Raw genomic sequence first — 15,966 nt, 5'->3', positions numbered from 1 at the left:
TCTCTTCCTGTTATCTTGAAAAGGTGACCCTGTGCGTCCAGGATTCACCGTCTGTGATCAGCAGTTCATCAAACTGCATCAGTTGCAGCAGGTCATAGAATGTCGCGACGTACTGCAGTTCTTCCTGACGGAAGAAGCCACCACGCCGCACCGATACCGTCAGCTGCGCAAGAATGGCGCGCGCGCGGTAAATGGACGAGAAAACGTCATCATCCAGCCCTGTCAGAATGAGCGTCGCTGCATCTTCGCCCTTGGCAAAGAAGACGAAACGCGGGCTTTCCGGTGCTTCGAGCTGCGCCGTTGTCAGCACGTTTACAAAATCCACCCGGACGGCTTTGCCTGCGCCCTGGCTTGCACGGATAACCCGGTCGAAGGTCTCTTCCGACGTTATTTCGGGGTAGTAATAGCCGACATAGCGGTCTTCGGCGGCGACAGCACAGGCAAAAACAAGGGCGAAAAGGGCTGCGAACAGTCTGGTCATGATAATGTCCTTCTTGAGATCATGTCACCAGCTTGCGGCGGCCACGGCCAGAGGGCAAGCCTGCTGCCCTCTGAACACTGTCTCGTGACGCCCTGCGATCAGAACAGACCCTCAACATCGCCGTCCGCGTTGAGGCAGATCGCTTCGGCCGACGGTACGCGCGGCAGGCCCGGCATGGTCATGATCTCACCGCAGATGGCGACAACAAAACCGGCACCGGCACTCAGACGCACCTCACGCACAGGGATGTCAAACCCGGTGGGCGCGCCGCGCTCGTTGGGGTCTGTGGTGAAGCTGTACTGCGTTTTCGCCATGCAGACCGGCAGGTTGCCATAACCCTGGTCTTCCCAGTCCTTGAGCTGGTTCAGGATCTTCTGGTCCATCTGCGCGCTGTCGGCGCGGTAGATCTTTGTGGCGATGGTGTTGATCTTGTCCGCCAGCCCCATGTCATCGGGATAGATCGGTGCGAAGTCCGCTTCACCCTTTTCGATGGTCTCGACCACTTTGGTAGCCAGATCTGCCGAACCCTCCGACCCCAGTTCCCAGTGACGCGACAGCACAGCTTCTGCGCCCTGCCCGGCCACATAATCCTTCACCGCCTGCACTTCAGCGTCTGTGTCCGTGACAAAGTGGTTGATCGCTACCACGACCGGCACGCCAAAGGATTTCACGTTTTCGATGTGACGGCCGAGGTTTGCACAGCCGTTTTTGACCGCGTCGACGTTTTCCGCGCCAAGGTCCGCTTTGGCCACACCACCGTTCATCTTCATCGCACGTACGGTTGCCACGACAACCACACAGGACGGTGCGAGGCCTGCTTTACGGCACTTGATGTTCAGGAATTTCTCGGCACCCAGATCCGCGCCAAAACCCGCCTCGGTCACCACATAATCCGCCAGTTTCAGCGCTGTTGTGGTCGCGATAACCGAGTTACAGCCGTGGGCGATGTTTGCAAACGGGCCGCCGTGTACAAAGGCCGGGTTGTTTTCCAGCGTCTGAACCAGGTTCGGTTGCATCGCGTCCTTCAGGAGCACGGTCATCGCGCCATCGGCCTTGATGTCGCGTGCAAAGACAGGGCTGCGGTCACGGCGGTAAGCCACGATCATATCGCCCAGACGTTTCTGCAGGTCGGTCAGGTCTTTGGCCAGGCAAAGGATCGCCATGACCTCAGAGGCCACAGTGATGTCAAAACCGGCCTCGCGCGGGAAACCGTTAGCCACACCACCCAGAGACGCCGTAATCTGACGCAGAGCGCGGTCGTTCATGTCGACAACGCGGCGCCACACGACGCGGCGGGTGTCGATCTCAAGGCTGTTGCCCCAGTAGATGTGATTGTCGATCATCGCGCTGAGCAGCGAGTGCGCCGAGGTGATCGCATGGAAATCGCCTGTAAAGTGCAGGTTCATTTCTTCCATCGGGACAACCTGCGCATAGCCACCACCGGCAGCGCCACCCTTCATGCCAAAGTTGGGCCCGAGCGATGCTTCGCGGATGCAGACGGCTGCTTTCTTGCCGATGCGGTTCAGGCCATCGCCCAGCCCGACAGTGGTTGTGGTCTTCCCCTCGCCTGCGGGTGTCGGGTTGATCGCTGTCACGAGGATCAGTTTGCCGTCTGTATTGCCCTGTACGGAGTTGATGAACTTCTGGCTAACCTTCGCCTTGTCATGGCCGTACGGCAGCAGATCATCGCTGGAAATGCCGAGCTTTGCGCCGATCTCCTGGATCGGCTGCTTGGACGCGGCGCGCGCAATTTCGATATCGGATTTGTAGGCCATGGAAGAATCCCCTGAAGGTCGCCCGCGTCGGGCACTGTTGCTGCTCTCTGCATACACAGGCATGCCCGTCCGGACAGGGGGTATTTCCGACATTTCCGCTGCCGGTTGCGTCGGCAAAGGCGATGATCGTTTCTTTTCGGAAACGAATGCTACCGACGCGCGGCGTCCAGATGCGCCCAGACGGGCTGGTCCGGCACATGCAGCTTAACCTGATCCCCGACGCTGACGTGACCCTCACGCTCGACCCAGGCCGTCACGCCACGGCGGTTACGGGCCGCTGGTTTGAACCGGGGGCCAAGGTCCGGGTGGTCTTTTGCGATATCGCGGCCAAGGTACGTGCAGGGGCGGTTTTCCATGTCGATTACCAGACAGGCGCCATCCGGCAGCTGCAGGCGCGAAGACGGCGGCACATGCGTGAAATCCGGAATGCCTTCGATAACCATCGACGCCCCAAGCAGGGCCGGGTCGAGCGCTTCAGCACCCGTTTCGGCAGCAATCAACGCAAGCTCCTCAGCGGACAGGATCGTCAGCTGCCGCACATTGCGCAGGGTTGTACCGCGCGGATGCTGGGCCAGGGTCCGCGAACAGGCCGGTCGAGTCGGACCGCCGTGCATCTCCCCCGTGATACCGTCAAAGCTCAGCGCTGCGCCATCAAGGGGCTCGGCACGCAGGTCACTGTCCTGGTCGGTCACACGACCGAGCCACTTCACAGTCGCCGTAAAGTCGGTGGGTTTCAGCGCGGGCATATTGGTCTCCGTCTCTGGTCCTGCCCGGACACTGGCGCGCGGTGTGGCAAAAGAAAAGGCCCCGCACATGCGGGGCCCGATGATATTTTGTTACACAGCGTTCAGGCAGCGTGATCACGTGGAAGGTTCAGGTTCCATCCCGTCATCCGAAGGCGGTGTCTTGCGGCTCTTCGACTTGGCTTTCGGGATACCTGTAAGGCTCGGCGCCGATCCACTGTCCGGTTTGTCATCTTCATCCGCGGGCGGGACCGGCGGCTCGCCGTTCATCACACGCTGGATTTCGTCGCCGGTCAGTGTCTCGTATTCCAGAAGCCCCTGTGCCAGACGCTCAAACTGTTCTTCGTTCTCTTTGATCAGTTTCAGCGCCCATTCATAGCCGTCCTGGATGAACTTCTGGACCTCTTCCTCGATCAGTTCTTTGGTGTTGGCGGACACCGAGAACCCTGCCGTGTTCCCCTGATAGCCCTGTGCGGCTTCGGAATAGTCGATGTTACCGACCTTGTCCGACATGCCCCACTGCAGCACCATGGCCCGCGCCAGACCCGAGGCCTGCATAATGTCCCCAGCCGGACCGTTTGACACCGCGTCCGGGCCGTACTTGTAGATTTCAGCCGCCTTGCCCGCCATGGTCATGGCCAGACGCTGGTGGCATTCGTCCTTGAACATGTTCAGGCGGTCCATTTCAGGCAGGCTCATCACCATACCAAGGGCGCCACCACGCGGGATGATCGTCGCCTTGTAGACCGGATCACATTTTGGCAGCAGCATGCCGACCAGCGCGTGACCCGCTTCATGATAGGCAGTCATCTCTTTCTGCGCATCGGTCATGACCATCGACCGGCGCTCCGCGCCCATCATGATCTTGTCCTTGGCCTGCTCGAAATCGATCATCGAGACGAACCGCCGGCCAACGCGGGCCGCACCGAGGGCGGCCTCATTGACCAGGTTGGCCAGATCTGCCCCTGAGAACCCGGGTGTGCCACGCGCGATAATACGCAGATCCACATCAGGACCCAGAGGCGTTTTGCGCGCATGGACGCCCAGAATCTTCTCGCGGCCTTTGATGTCCGGATTGCCCACCGTCACCTGGCGGTCAAAGCGCCCCGGGCGCAGCAGCGCAGGGTCCAGTACATCTTTGCGGTTGGTGGCCGCGATGATGATCACGCCCTCGTTGGCTTCAAAACCGTCCATTTCGACCAGCAACTGGTTGAGCGTCTGTTCGCGCTCATCATTGCCGCCGCCATAGCCTGCGCCACGATGCCGGCCCACAGCGTCGATCTCGTCAATGAAAACGATACACGGGGCATTTTTCTTGGCCTGTTCGAACATATCGCGCACACGGCTCGCACCGACGCCCACGAACATTTCGACGAAATCGGAACCCGAAATGGTAAAGAACGGCACACCCGCCTCACCCGCGATGGCGCGCGCGAGAAGTGTCTTACCGGTCCCCGGAGGGCCCTCGAGCAGCGCACCTTTCGGGATTTTGCCGCCCAGACGGCTGAATTTCTGCGGGTTACGCAGGAACTCAACGATTTCCTCAAGCTCTTCCTTGGCCTCATCAATGCCTGCGACATCATCAAAGGTCACGCGACCATGCTTTTCGGTCAGCATTTTGGCCTTGGATTTGCCAAAGCCCATGGCACCGCCTTTGCCACCGCCCTGCATCCGGTTCATGAAATAGATCCAGACACCGATCAGCAGCAGGAAAGGCAGAAGCGACATCAGGAACGTCTGGAACCCTGACTGCTGCTGCTGCTCTGCACGGACGGCGACTTCATTGTCGATAAGCAGCTGAGTGATTTCAGCGTCTGACGGTTTGATCGCCACGTAGTCAGCGCCATCAGACTGCCGGAAGCGGACCTGTTCACCGTCCAGTGTGACATTGCTCACCTGGCCGGATTCCACCGCGTTGACGAACTCAGAATAACTGATTTCACGGCTTTGCAGCGTGCTGCCAGGGCCGCTGAAGAGGTTAAACAGCGCAAGGATCAGGAGGAACAGAACGATCCAGAATGCGAAGTTGCGTGCGTTTCCCAAGGAAAATCTCCTAATGCTGCGCAGATTGCGCATCTCGTATCATAGTCGGTTGAGGTAAAGATAGACACTCATTGCCCATCTTCAATGCGATAAAAGTGCCGAAAGAAGGGCATCCTTCGTGCTTTGCGGCCCTGATTGCCAGTGACACCCGGCCTGTGCTTCCGGTGCCGCAATCAATTGGCCATCCTGCCGCAGTGCCGGCGTCACAATCATCGCCGCGTGGGGTACTCCGGCGTCGCGCCATCCCGCGCAGGTGGCAAGGTCCTGTGCACCGACCGCAGAAACCACCGCATTTTCGGGCGCCGGGGGTCCGGTGATGGTCCATCTGTGATCCCAGACCCCGTCCGGTGACGCGGTCAGGTCACGCACGGCCGCATATTCGCGAAAAACCCAGAGATCTGACCCCCGTCTCAGCGCCTGACATCCGGCAGCCGTTCCGGCACCTGACATCTCCAGCGATCCCAGAAGTGCGGCAACGGCGCTGTGCCGGGGCGCGTAGTCTCCGCCCCCCATCCAGCGCAGAATGCCCGTGACCAGACGGCGGCGCGTTTCTGCAGGCAAATGGCACAGGTTCTGCCAGGGCATACAAACGGCGCCGCAGCGCACTTCGACCAGCTCCATCGCTGCCACGTGCGTCTGGTGCTGCAGCACATCACGCGCATCCGCCATATGTGCGGCAACCATCGCAAGGCGACTGGCATCAATACCCAGTGGCTCAAGGTCGCGAAGTGCCTTCCGTGCCCGGATGCGATCATAGTCGGTATTTTCGTTGCCGGGGTCGTCTTTCCAGGAAATACCGTCGCGCCGCAGGCCTTCCCGCAGCTCTTCTCTGCCGATCCCAAGCATAGGGCGCAGCCAGCTGATGCCATGCGCCTCCCGGTGTATGGCCATGGCCGACAATCCGTCGACACCGGCCCCGCGGGCCAGACGCATCAGAACGGTTTCCGCCTGATCATCCCGCGTATGACCCAGTGCCACCGCAGCGATCCCGTGGGTGTGGGCCCAGTCGGCCATCAGGCTGTACCGCGCCCGACGCGCTGCATCCTGGGTATTGCCCCGGCCGTCCCATCCCTGCCAGCAAAGCGTTTCATGCGGCACATCCAGTCCGCGGCACAGCCCCGCGACGAACTGCGCCTCTGCAGCGCTTTCCGGTCTCAGGCCGTGATCTACTGTGACGCAGTAAAGCCCCGCATCGCGCAGCGGCGCATGACCAGCCAGCAGATGAAGAAGTGCGACAGAGTCGCTGCCACCGGACACAGCCACGCCAAGGCGACCGCCCGGGCCGGCGGCCAGACCATCCAGCACTTTCGATAGAAGGTCCGCAGACACACGGTTACCCGCAGCCAAGTCTCTGCATTTCTGCCCGGGCTTCGCCTGCTGCCGGATCATCCGGGAACCGGATCGGCACCTCGCCCAGCGTCACACAGGCCTCGGATTTCTGTTCCAGCTGACCCAGTGACCGGCCAAGCCTGAACAGCGCCTGCGCCGCGAGCGGACCGGTTGGTGCAGCACCAAAACTGGCCAGGTAGGCGCGGGCTGCCTCGCGGGTATTGCCGAGCGCGTCGAGTGCCTCGCCGCGGCCAAGATCGGCCCCCGCAGCCAGCGGCCCGCCGGGGTAATTCTGGCTGAAGGCCGCGAACTGATCCGCTGCAGCCTGATAATTGCCGTCGGCAAGTGCCTGCTGCGCTCGTTTGAAGTCATCTTCTTCGCCTACCGCAAGCTGTGTGCCACCCCCGGTGTCGGGCGCGGGTATCGGCGCGATGGCCCCGCCACCTGTCGTGCCGCCTGTGCTTCCCGCATCACCGCCCAGTGTAGTGGTCTCGCCCAGCGCGGCAATGTCGCCACCTTCCAGTTCGACAAGGCGAAACTCCAGATCACCGATCCGGTTGGTACCATCCTCAACAATGCGGTTGATGCGGAATTCCAGCTCTTCGGTCTTTGACGTCAGACGCTGCATTTCGCGTTCGATCACCGCGACGCGTTCCAGGACGGTGGCGCCGCCCGCCTGAACGGTCGGCGCACCTGTTGTGGACAGCTCGCGCCGCAGTTTCTGCATTTCAACGAACAGGACTGTGAGTTCCTGACGGATATCCGCCAGAGTCTCCGCGTTGTCCTGTGCCGACCCCAGGGCCGGAACAAGGCAAAGACACAGAGCGATCGCGGCGAAACTGCGCATCATTTTACCCCGAAAGGCCACCGGCCAGCACGGTCACCGCGCGGCGATTTTTGGCGTAGCAGGCCTCGTTGCTGCAGATCTCGATCGGGCGCTCCTTGCCGTAGCTTACGGTGCGCAGACGATTGCCTGCCACCCCGCGCGAGATCAGATATTCGCGCACGGCATTGGCCCTGCGAGCCCCCAGCGCCACGTTATACTCACGGGTTCCCTGCTCGTCTGCGTGGCCTTCGATAACGGCGGTAAAGTCGGTGTTGGTCAGCAGCCAGGTCGCCTGACCGTCAAGAACCACCTGCCCCTCAGAATTGATGTCTGACTGGTCCACTGCAAACAGAACGCGGTCACCAACGGTCTGGTTGAAATAGGCCGTCGAGGTTGGATCATTGGCGCTGCCCGGCACAATTGCGCCACTGCCGATACCGCCGGCACCGGCGCCACCGCCCGCTTCATTGCCAAAACGGCCCGGGTTGGTACAGGCGGCCAGCGCAAGGCCCGCCACCAGAAGAACGATTTTTCCTGTAAGTTTCATGCTCTCTGCCTCAGATGTCCAAAAGGGTCTTATTGTTTTGTTAATACTTACCACAGGTCGTACGTATTGGGAACGGTCTGCCCGCCTACTCCTGCAACGGCGACCAGGACGGATCGGAACCGCCTTCGGGCGTGTTGACAGGGCGCAGGTTCCGCCCGGTGATGTCCACGGAATAGAGCGACGAGCGCCCGCTCGCCCCCTGAGTTTCCCGCGTGAACATAATGACCCGGCCATTCGGCGCCCAGGTGGGACCCTCGTCCAGGAATGACGCCGTCAGCAGGCGCTCTTCGGACCCGTCGGTGCGCATCACACCGATATGGAACCGGCCGCTGTTCTGTTTGGTAAAGGCTACGAGGTCCCCGCGGGGCGACCAGACCGGCGTGCCATAGCGTCCGGGACCGAAAGAAATCCGCCGTGCTTCGCCCCCCGTCGCCGGCATGATATAGAGTTGCTGGGAGCCGGAACGATCACTCTCAAAGACAATCTGACTGCCGTCCGGGGAAAAGCTGGGCGCCGTTTCGATTGACGGTGCAGAGGTCAGCCGCACCGGCTGCCCGCCTGCCAGGCTCATCGCATAAATGTCCGTATTCCCGCCCTGGCTCAGCGAAAAGACGATGCGGTCACCGTCCGGCGCAAACCGTGGCGCAAAACTCATGGTGCCTTCCTGGCTTTCCAGCGCCCGTCGCTGTACCGACGCAATATCAAGCACATTGACACGCGGAAATCCTGTTTCGTAGCTGGTATACAGCACGCGCCGCCCGTCGGGTGAGAACCGGGGGGCAAGGACAATCGCATCATTGCCGGTCAGGTACTGCACATTCGCGCCATCATAATCCATGACGGCCAACCGTTTCTGCCGCGCGTCCTTGGGCCCGGTTTCCGCGACATAGACGACACGGCTGTCAAAATAAGCGCCCTCGCCCGTGATCCGGCTGTAGACCGCGTCCGCCACCTTGTGGGCGATGCGGCGCCAGCCGTCCGGTGTTCCGGAAAACTGCAGGCCCGATCCAAGCTCGGCCCCGGAGAACACATCATAGAGGCGGAATTTCACGTTCAGCTGATTGCCCTGCACAGATGCAGCACCTGTTATCAGCGCCTGGGCGTTGATTGCCTTCCAGTCAGCGTACTGAACCGGTGCAGCAAAACTGCTGACGGTGCTGATAAAGGCGTCCGGCGAAATCTGTCGGAAAAGCCCTGTTCCGCTCAGGTCCGCAGCGATCACCTGACTGATCTGTGCGGCAACGCTGCCTGCCTCACCGTTTTCCGCTTCAAAAACCGGCAGGGCAAAAGGCAGCGGCTCGATCACACCTTCGGTGATTTCAATCCGCAGCGGTCCGTTCCCCTGAGCCGTTGCCGGCGCGGTCAGCGTCATTACGAGGGCCATCAGGCCAAAAAGGAAAACCAATACTCTCATTTGACACGCATCCTTTCAGGATTGAACGTCATCTCAATTTCCTGCCACTGTCCATACTTTTCAGCCGGCAAATCAAATCCCCGTGCGCCACACCGGATAATTGCACGCCGTGCGGCCTCGAAGGCCTGGCGGGCCGCGGTATCATTGCCGCCGGAGCTGGAAGCCATCCGGATAGAGCTGTTCACCGGTCTGCCGTCCTGGTTCATAGACACCGTCACAACCACAGTTGTTCCCAGCGCATCTGTCGACAAAGACCCTACGTTCCAGCAGCTCGATACCGCCACGCGCAGCGCCTCCTTCTCACCTGCTGACAGCGGCGGACCACTGGGTGCGGCCGGGGCGCTGGAGGCTTCGGCAATCGCATCTGCCAAAGCATCGCGCGGCGCGTCCTGGGGTTCAGCGGGCGTTTCCGGCACGGGTGCTGCTGTCTGTTGCGGTGCCGGTGGTGCCTGCGGACGTGTTGGCGGACGCAGCGAGCTTGTCATGGTCGTCGCGGGTTTTTCTGCTTCTGTCACGATTTCCGTCGCTGCAGCTTCGGGTGCCGTCGCATCAGCCGGCTCCTGCTCTTCAGCGCTTGTCTCATCCTCGGCGACGGCATCCTGCTGCACCGGATCGGGCAAAGCTTCCGGGTCGGGCTGCGCCACAGCTTCGGGCGCTACACGATCCGCGGCCTCGGGCACCGCAACATCTGCAATTTCGGGCACATCCACAGCTACGTTTGCGGGCGGTTGCGGCGGAACCGGTGCCTCATCGCTGACATCCGCGCGCGGCGGCGGTGGCGCGATCTGCGAGACATCGGGCGGCGTTTCCGTCTCCGGCGTTTCGGCAGCTTCGGGTGGGGTCAGTTCCGTTTCCGTATCGGGAGCCACGTCAACTTCCGGCGCATCCGGGGTAATTTCCGGACTTGATGGCTGCGCCACCTCTGTGACGGAATCCGGCGGTTCGCTGGCCGCAACAAGTGCGGCATATTCCGCGCCGGAAATCACAGCAACTTCGGTCATCTCAAACGGCAGAGGCTCTGCCGCAAAGACATCTCCAAAGGCCAGCCAGCCCAACAGCACCAGATGCCCGGCGCCAGAGATATAATGACCGGTATGCACCGCCGCGTCCTACTGATCCGCCCCTGCGGGCGCTTCACGGCCATCAAACGTTGGTCCGCCAATATCAGTCACGAGCCCGATATTCGAAAACCCGCCAGCGTTCAGTGCGCCCATGACTTCAATAACCCGGCTGTAGGGGACGGCACCGTCCGCCCGCAGAAACACCCGGTCAGAACTGCGCTCCGCAAAAATGGCCCTCAGTTTGGGAACCAGTTCATCCGGCGCTGTTTCCGTCGTCTGGATCTGAATGGCACCTGCTGACGTAACAGTGACCGTCAGCGGTTCTTCCTGATCCGTCGGCAAAGCCCCTGCCGCCGTTTTGGGAAGCTCAACCGGCACACCAACGGTCAGCAGCGGTGCCGCAACCATAAAGATGATCAGCAGTACCAGCATAACGTCCACAAAGGGTGTCACATTGATCTCCGCCATCGGCTGCGCCCGCGACGTGCGACGGCGCCGTTTTCCGCTGCCCCCGTCAGGCTTCTGAATAACCCCCGCGCCCATGGATCAGCTGTCCAGCTGCCGGCTGAGGATCGTTGCGAACTCATCCGCAAAAGATTCGTACCCATGCAGGATACGGTCCGCATCTGCACTCAGTTTGTTGTAGAAAATGACCGCCGGAATCGCAGCCAAAAGGCCAAGACCAGTTGCAAGAAGTGCCTCAGCGATCCCCGGCGCCACCACGGCGAGGTTGGTGTTCTGCTGCTCGGCAATTTCGATAAAGGCGTTCATGATCCCGATCACGGTCCCGAAGAGCCCGATAAACGGCGTCGAGGACCCAACCGTCGCCAGCACGGTCAACCCATTGCGCAGGTAGTCCGCCTCTTTGTTGATGGCCACATCCATCGACCTGTCGATCCGCGCTGTCGCACCCGCGATCAGCCCACCATCTTCGCGGTGCGACCGCTGCCATTCCGTCATCCCGGCGGCGAAAATCTTCTCTGAACTGCCTGATGGCACCGGGCCAATCTGCTCAAAAAGCCCGTCCAGCGGCTCGCCTGACCAGAAGGCCCGGTCAAAGGCCGCCGCTTCTGTCCGCGCCTTGCGGTACAAAAGCAGCTTCATCACAATGATCGACCACGACCAGAACGAGGCCACGATCAGCATGATCATCACGATTTTAACAATTAAAGTGGCGCGGGCGAACAACCCGAAAAATGAGAAATCAATCTCATGCGCCAGTGCCAGCGTTTCTGCTTCCATGTGCCTGCTCTTTGCCCGCTACGGTGCGTGTCCGGGTTTTCCCAGTCCTGATTGGCAACGAGTGTAGCCCAGCACAAGCCGGATTACTATCACTATGGCGTCATGTGGCCGGGCTGAGGGGCAACTGGCGGAGTTTTGCTGGCAGTCTGGCCGGCCGGCCGCCCGGGCCAATGCAGACAATCGTCACGCTGGCCGAAAAAATCACCTCTTCATCCCGCTGCACGTCCTGACGCATGACCATCCGCGCCGGCGTCAGCTGGGTCATGGTGGTAACCACCTCAAGACGGTCATCGAACCGCGCAGGCGCCACATAGTCCGCCTCAACACGGCGCACCGCAAACACCACGCCTTCGGCCTTCATGGCGAGCTGATCAATCCCGATCTGGCACACCCAGTCGCTGCGCGCCCGCTCGATGTACCGAAGATAGTTTGCGTAATACACAATCCCTGCCATGTCGGTGTCTTCATAATAAACACGAACCGGGAAACGATGCATGACAGACTCTTATTGCGCAGCAGTTATGCGCGCAGAGAGTCGCAGCGCATGGGACGGATCGCCGGCCGCCGCGGGCATGACCGGATCATAGGCCGCGCGGAGCAAAGCCGCGATATCCGGCCGCAGTATGGTTTTATCGCCGGATACTACAAGCGGCGACGCCGACCTGAAGGCGGTATCGGACCACAGCAGTACAGATTGAACGATCTGGCTCAGCGCAAGCGTTTCGGCGGGTACCGCACTCAGGTTTTCATCCATCCGCAGGAAAATGAAACAGGCCTTTATCCCGCCCGCCTCGTCAAAATGGAAAACGCGGTACTGGTTGGCATCCGCTTCCTTCAGCCGCCCAACAAGCGGCACCAGGTCATTGACCAGCCGGTCCAGCCCGGGCACATCCGGCAACTCATCCCAGTCGCGGAAGAAGAAGATCATCATGTTGCTGCCCAGTTCCGGGTCCGTCTCAGCCATCTGATGCCCGCAAAGCACCATGACAGCCTCCAGCGCCCCTTTCACAACGGTCAGCGTTTCGTCTGTCACCCCAAAAACCACAGGCGCGACTGGCCGGGCCCAGCGTGCAAAAGAATAACTGCCGTCACTGCGCGTAAAAAGAGCGCTCACTTCTTCTGGTGTCATCACTGGTTTCTTCTGGCCCCAAATATCCCCGCCGGAGGCTCCGGCGGGTTCCCGTCAGTCCCCGAACAGATCGGTCTGCGCGCGCGGTGCGTCAAGGCCCAGATGCGACCAGCCCTTCTGTGCCAGCATCCGACCGCGCGGCGTACGCTGGATCAGCCCCTGCTGCAGCAGATAAGGCTCAATGACCTCCTCCAGCGCATCGCGGCTCTCACTCAGCGCAGCACTCAGCGTCTCAATCCCCACCGGCCCCCCGCCATAATTCTCGGCAATCAGCCGCAAATACCGCCGGTCCGCGCCATCCAGCCCCAGACGATCCACACCCAGACGGGTCAGCGCCATGTCCGCCAGCGCCTGCGTCACGCGGCCATCCCCCTCGACAACCGCAAAGTCCACAACCCGCCGCAACAACCGGCCAGCGATCCGTGGCGTGCCCCGGGCACGCCGCGCAATTTCACGCGCACCGGCCTCATCCGCAGGCGCTCCCAACCGGCGCGCGTTCCGCTCTACAATGACAAACAGCTCTTCTTCAGTATAAAACTGCAGCCGGGTCGGAATCCCGAACCGGTCACGCAGTGGCGTGGTCAGCAGACCCATCCGCGTGGTCGCCCCCACAAGGGTAAAGGGCTGCAGCTCAATGCGCACGGTACGGGCGGCCGGCCCCTCGCCGATCACCAGATCAAGCTCGAAATCCTCCAGTGCGGGATACAGTACTTCCTCAACCGCCGGGTTCAGGCGGTGTATCTCGTCGATAAACAGCACATCCCGCGCCTCTAGGTTTGTCAGGATCGCCGCAAGATCCCCGGCCTTGGCCAGCACAGGACCCGAGGTCATGCGGAACCCGACACCAAGCTCGCGCGCCATGATCTGCGCCAGCGTCGTCTTGCCCAGTCCGGGGGGGCCGTGAAACAGCGTATGATCCATGGCCTCAGCGCGTTGCCGGGCGGATTGTATGAAAACCCGCAGGTTCGCGCGGGCCTCTGCCTGGCCTACAAATTCGTCCAGCATCTGCGGGCGCAGCGCCCGGTCAGCGTCTTCGGGCAACGGTTCTGGCCGGATCGTGGGGTCAATATCGCTCATCAGATGTCCTGAGGGGGAGGATCGCCCCACCCTATCCCTTCGGTGCCAGCAGTTTCAACGCCGCGCGGATCAGGTCCGGCGTGGCCGCATCAGGTGATGCACCGGCAGCTTCGGCAACAGCAGCGGCAGCGTCACCGGGCGCATACCCAAGATTGCCGAGCGCGGAAAGTGCCTCTGCCTGTGCCGGGGCGTTCTGTGACTGTGCGGCGGGCTCGGGCGAGGGTGTTTCAATAACCTCACCACTGCCTTTGTCCGGTGCCGCAAGCGGCGCACCCCCCATTGCCATTACAGACGGCGCCTTGTCCTTGAGGTCCAGCACAACGCGTTGCGCGATCTTCGGGCCGACCCCTTTGGCCGCCTTAACCGCGTTCCAGTCGCCCAGCGCGATTGCCCGGCTGACACCATCCGGCCCCAGCGTGCCCAGAATGGCCAGCGACGCTTTGGCACCAACGCCCTGCACCGATGTCAGCAAGCGGTGCCATTCTTTTTCAACCAGCGTGGTAAACCCAAAAAGCTGCAGAAGATCCTCACGCACCACGAGATCCGTGAACAACGCAGTATGCTCGCCCACGCCTGGCAGCGCCGCCATTGTACGCTCCGAACAATAAACAAGGTATCCGACGCCGCGCACATCGATCAGCACATGATCCGCCGTCCTGTATTCGATGCGCCCGGCAATCCGGCCAATCATGCGCCTGTCCGCGCAAGCGCGGCCTCCAGGCCAGGTGCCTGCGCGTGATGCGCATGGCAAATGGCAATGGCCAGCGCATCGGCAGCGTCCGGTCCCGCGATAACGGCACCAGGCAACTGCAGCTGAACCATATGTAAAATCTGCGCCTTCTCTGCGTGGCCCACACCAACGACCGTTTTCTTAACGCTGTTCGGTGAATATTCACCCACTGTCAGCCCCGCCTTCGCCGGCACCAGCATCGCAATGCCCCGCGCCTGTCCCAGTTTCAGGGTGCCGGCACCATCCTTGTTCACAAATGTCTGCTCCACCGCTGCCGTATCCGGCGACCATTCCGAAACTACCCTCGTGAGCTGTTCGTGCAGCGAAAGGAGCCTCTGCGCCAGATCCGCCCCGGAGGAACGGCACACGCCATTGGCAACGTGGGTGAGTCGGCTGCCAGCCACATCAATGATCCCCCACCCGAGGTTCCGGAGCCCCGGATCGATCCCGATCACCCGTGTCATAAGCGCTGCCCAGCCTGAATAATTCGTTTTTTATGCATTAGCACGAAACACGAACATCCGCAAAGCGCACGATTTTCAGGCGCGCCTTGGCACACCATACGCCCTGAAATGCTCTGATCCGCTGCAAACAGGTTCGAATTCGCCAGAAATCCGTCTGTTTGCGACGTTTTTCTTCAATCTGATTTTCCATTTATTTACGTATGGTTAACCAGATAATGACCCATGCAAAAAACGCATATCGACCATGCGTTTTCACATCTTGCCGAAAAAACAGGCAGGTCCTATCTGCCTCTCACAACACACCGGCATGACCGGTCAACACTCAGATAAAAGGACGGCTCACATGGCTACTTTTGACACAACCCGCACCCACTACGGCTCCGCCTCGATCGCAAGCCGTTTCTTCTCCATGATCAGCGCTGCAGTTGCCGGCGTCATCGCATGGAACGACGCACGCGTCACACGCAACGCGCTGTCCGGTCTGACAGACCGTGAACTCGAAGACATCGGCCTGTCCCGCGCCGACATCGACGGCGTCGCACAGAACACACTGATCCGCTGATCAGTCGCGCGGTCCCCTGACGGACCAGACATGAGAAAAGCCGCCCCTCCTGAGGAGGAGCGGCTTTTTTACTGTTGGGTATCTGATCAGACACCCGGGCACGCAACCAGGAGTGGCAAGAGCCATCTCCCGTACTGAACTGAATGCCTTTTCCGGTCAGGAAAACAGCCGCATCATCGCCGACGACAGGAATTCGGACACCGGGCCCGGCCGCATAATCCACGCGCCGATCTGTTCGAACTGTGTACCCGCGGCCATCACATCAATGCGGTCTGCATAGGCCAGCGGGCCGGTCAGCGTGATCGCAAGAGCTTTGAAGATGAAGAAGCCGGCGACCATTGCCACGAGGACCCGAACGCGGGTGTAGCTGCGGCGGCGTACCGGAACGAGCGTGATCAGCCCGTCATTCCCCACCTGTGCCGTGTAGCCTCCGGCAAGCTTTGCGTGCTTGTCCGCAACAGCGTTAATGCGCTTCTCAAACTGAGCGTATGAATCCGACATCACACTCTCCTGACGATCAGGCCCCCACCGGATCGTTAACAG

The 15,966-nt window shown here is 60.9% G+C and carries 18 protein-coding genes; 1 reads left to right on the top strand and 17 read right to left on the bottom strand.

All coding sequences use genetic code 11. The annotated features are described in order from the left end of the window. Positions 1-10: 10 nt before the first annotated feature. From ACZ1HA_RS03360 to ruvC, 16 genes are all read right to left on the bottom strand, one after another. Positions 11-481, bottom strand: a complete 471-nt coding sequence (locus tag ACZ1HA_RS03360) for a hypothetical protein (protein WP_472712871.1) — start codon at positions 479-481, stop codon at positions 11-13. Between the two features lie 98 nt (positions 482-579). Beyond that, complete coding sequence (locus tag ACZ1HA_RS03355; protein ID WP_472712870.1) at positions 580-2,256, bottom strand: formate--tetrahydrofolate ligase; 1,677 nt, start codon at positions 2,254-2,256, stop codon at positions 580-582. A gap of 149 nt (positions 2,257-2,405) precedes the next feature. Continuing rightward, entirely contained in the window at positions 2,406-3,002 is a 597-nt protein-coding gene (locus ACZ1HA_RS03350; RefSeq protein WP_472712869.1) for an MOSC domain-containing protein, read from the bottom strand. Between the two features lie 114 nt (positions 3,003-3,116). Beyond that, entirely contained in the window at positions 3,117-5,042 is a 1,926-nt protein-coding gene (gene ftsH, locus ACZ1HA_RS03345) for an ATP-dependent zinc metalloprotease FtsH (RefSeq protein WP_472712868.1), read from the bottom strand. 81 nt (positions 5,043-5,123) lie between these two features. Beyond that, complete coding sequence (tilS, locus tag ACZ1HA_RS03340; protein WP_472712867.1) at positions 5,124-6,371, bottom strand: tRNA lysidine(34) synthetase TilS; 1,248 nt, start codon at positions 6,369-6,371, stop codon at positions 5,124-5,126. A 4-nt stretch (positions 6,372-6,375) separates the two neighbouring features. Beyond that, positions 6,376-7,218, bottom strand: a complete 843-nt coding sequence (gene ybgF, locus ACZ1HA_RS03335) for a tol-pal system protein YbgF (RefSeq protein ID WP_472712866.1) — start codon at positions 7,216-7,218, stop codon at positions 6,376-6,378. A gap of 4 nt (positions 7,219-7,222) precedes the next feature. After that, complete coding sequence (gene pal, locus ACZ1HA_RS03330) at positions 7,223-7,744, bottom strand: peptidoglycan-associated lipoprotein Pal (protein ID WP_472712865.1); 522 nt, start codon at positions 7,742-7,744, stop codon at positions 7,223-7,225. A gap of 85 nt (positions 7,745-7,829) precedes the next feature. Then, entirely contained in the window at positions 7,830-9,158 is a 1,329-nt protein-coding gene (gene tolB, locus ACZ1HA_RS03325; protein ID WP_472712864.1) for a Tol-Pal system beta propeller repeat protein TolB, read from the bottom strand. Beyond that, positions 9,155-10,258 carry an energy transducer TonB gene (locus ACZ1HA_RS03320; RefSeq protein ID WP_472712863.1) on the bottom strand — a complete coding sequence of 368 codons (1,104 nt, stop codon included), beginning with the start codon at positions 10,256-10,258 and terminating at the stop codon, positions 9,155-9,157. Before ACZ1HA_RS03320 ends, tolB begins: the two co-directional genes overlap by 4 nt. 9 nt (positions 10,259-10,267) lie before the next feature. Continuing rightward, positions 10,268-10,762: a protein TolR gene (gene tolR, locus ACZ1HA_RS03315; protein WP_472712862.1), complete on the bottom strand. Its 495-nt coding sequence runs from the start codon at positions 10,760-10,762 to the stop codon at positions 10,268-10,270. Between the two features lie 3 nt (positions 10,763-10,765). Continuing rightward, on the bottom strand, positions 10,766-11,461 hold the full coding sequence (gene tolQ, locus ACZ1HA_RS03310; protein WP_472712861.1) for a protein TolQ: 696 nt from the start codon (positions 11,459-11,461) through the stop codon (positions 10,766-10,768). A 100-nt stretch (positions 11,462-11,561) separates the two neighbouring features. Further along, on the bottom strand, positions 11,562-11,957 hold the full coding sequence (gene ybgC, locus ACZ1HA_RS03305) for a tol-pal system-associated acyl-CoA thioesterase (RefSeq protein WP_472712860.1): 396 nt from the start codon (positions 11,955-11,957) through the stop codon (positions 11,562-11,564). 9 nt (positions 11,958-11,966) lie between these two features. Continuing rightward, positions 11,967-12,590 carry a hypothetical protein gene (locus tag ACZ1HA_RS03300; protein WP_472712859.1) on the bottom strand — a complete coding sequence of 208 codons (624 nt, stop codon included), beginning with the start codon at positions 12,588-12,590 and terminating at the stop codon, positions 11,967-11,969. A 54-nt stretch (positions 12,591-12,644) separates the two neighbouring features. Beyond that, positions 12,645-13,667, bottom strand: a complete 1,023-nt coding sequence (gene ruvB / locus ACZ1HA_RS03295; protein WP_472712858.1) for a Holliday junction branch migration DNA helicase RuvB — start codon at positions 13,665-13,667, stop codon at positions 12,645-12,647. 31 nt (positions 13,668-13,698) lie between these two features. Next, a complete protein-coding gene (ruvA, locus tag ACZ1HA_RS03290) occupies positions 13,699-14,358 on the bottom strand; it encodes a Holliday junction branch migration protein RuvA (RefSeq protein ID WP_472712857.1) in 660 nt (219 codons plus the stop codon). Then, positions 14,355-14,861 (bottom strand): crossover junction endodeoxyribonuclease RuvC, encoded by a 507-nt coding sequence (gene ruvC / locus ACZ1HA_RS03285; protein WP_472712856.1) that lies wholly within the window; start codon positions 14,859-14,861, stop codon positions 14,355-14,357. The genes ruvA and ruvC overlap by 4 nt, the downstream gene beginning before the upstream one ends. A 343-nt stretch (positions 14,862-15,204) precedes the next feature. On the opposite strand from ruvC, the gene ACZ1HA_RS03280 reads away from it, so the two are divergent. Then, positions 15,205-15,423: a DUF1127 domain-containing protein gene (locus ACZ1HA_RS03280; protein WP_375228387.1), complete on the top strand. Its 219-nt coding sequence runs from the start codon at positions 15,205-15,207 to the stop codon at positions 15,421-15,423. Between the two features lie 156 nt (positions 15,424-15,579). Here the strand turns inward: ACZ1HA_RS03280 and ACZ1HA_RS03275 are convergent, their stop codons facing one another. After that, on the bottom strand, positions 15,580-15,924 hold the full coding sequence (locus ACZ1HA_RS03275) for a hypothetical protein (protein WP_472712855.1): 345 nt from the start codon (positions 15,922-15,924) through the stop codon (positions 15,580-15,582). Positions 15,925-15,966 lie beyond the last annotated feature (42 nt).

The sequence above is a fragment of the Roseobacter sp. S87 genome, from assembly GCF_055693285.1.
Note: the sequence above shows the minus strand (reverse complement) of the source record. Positions and strands in the feature narration are given on the sequence as shown.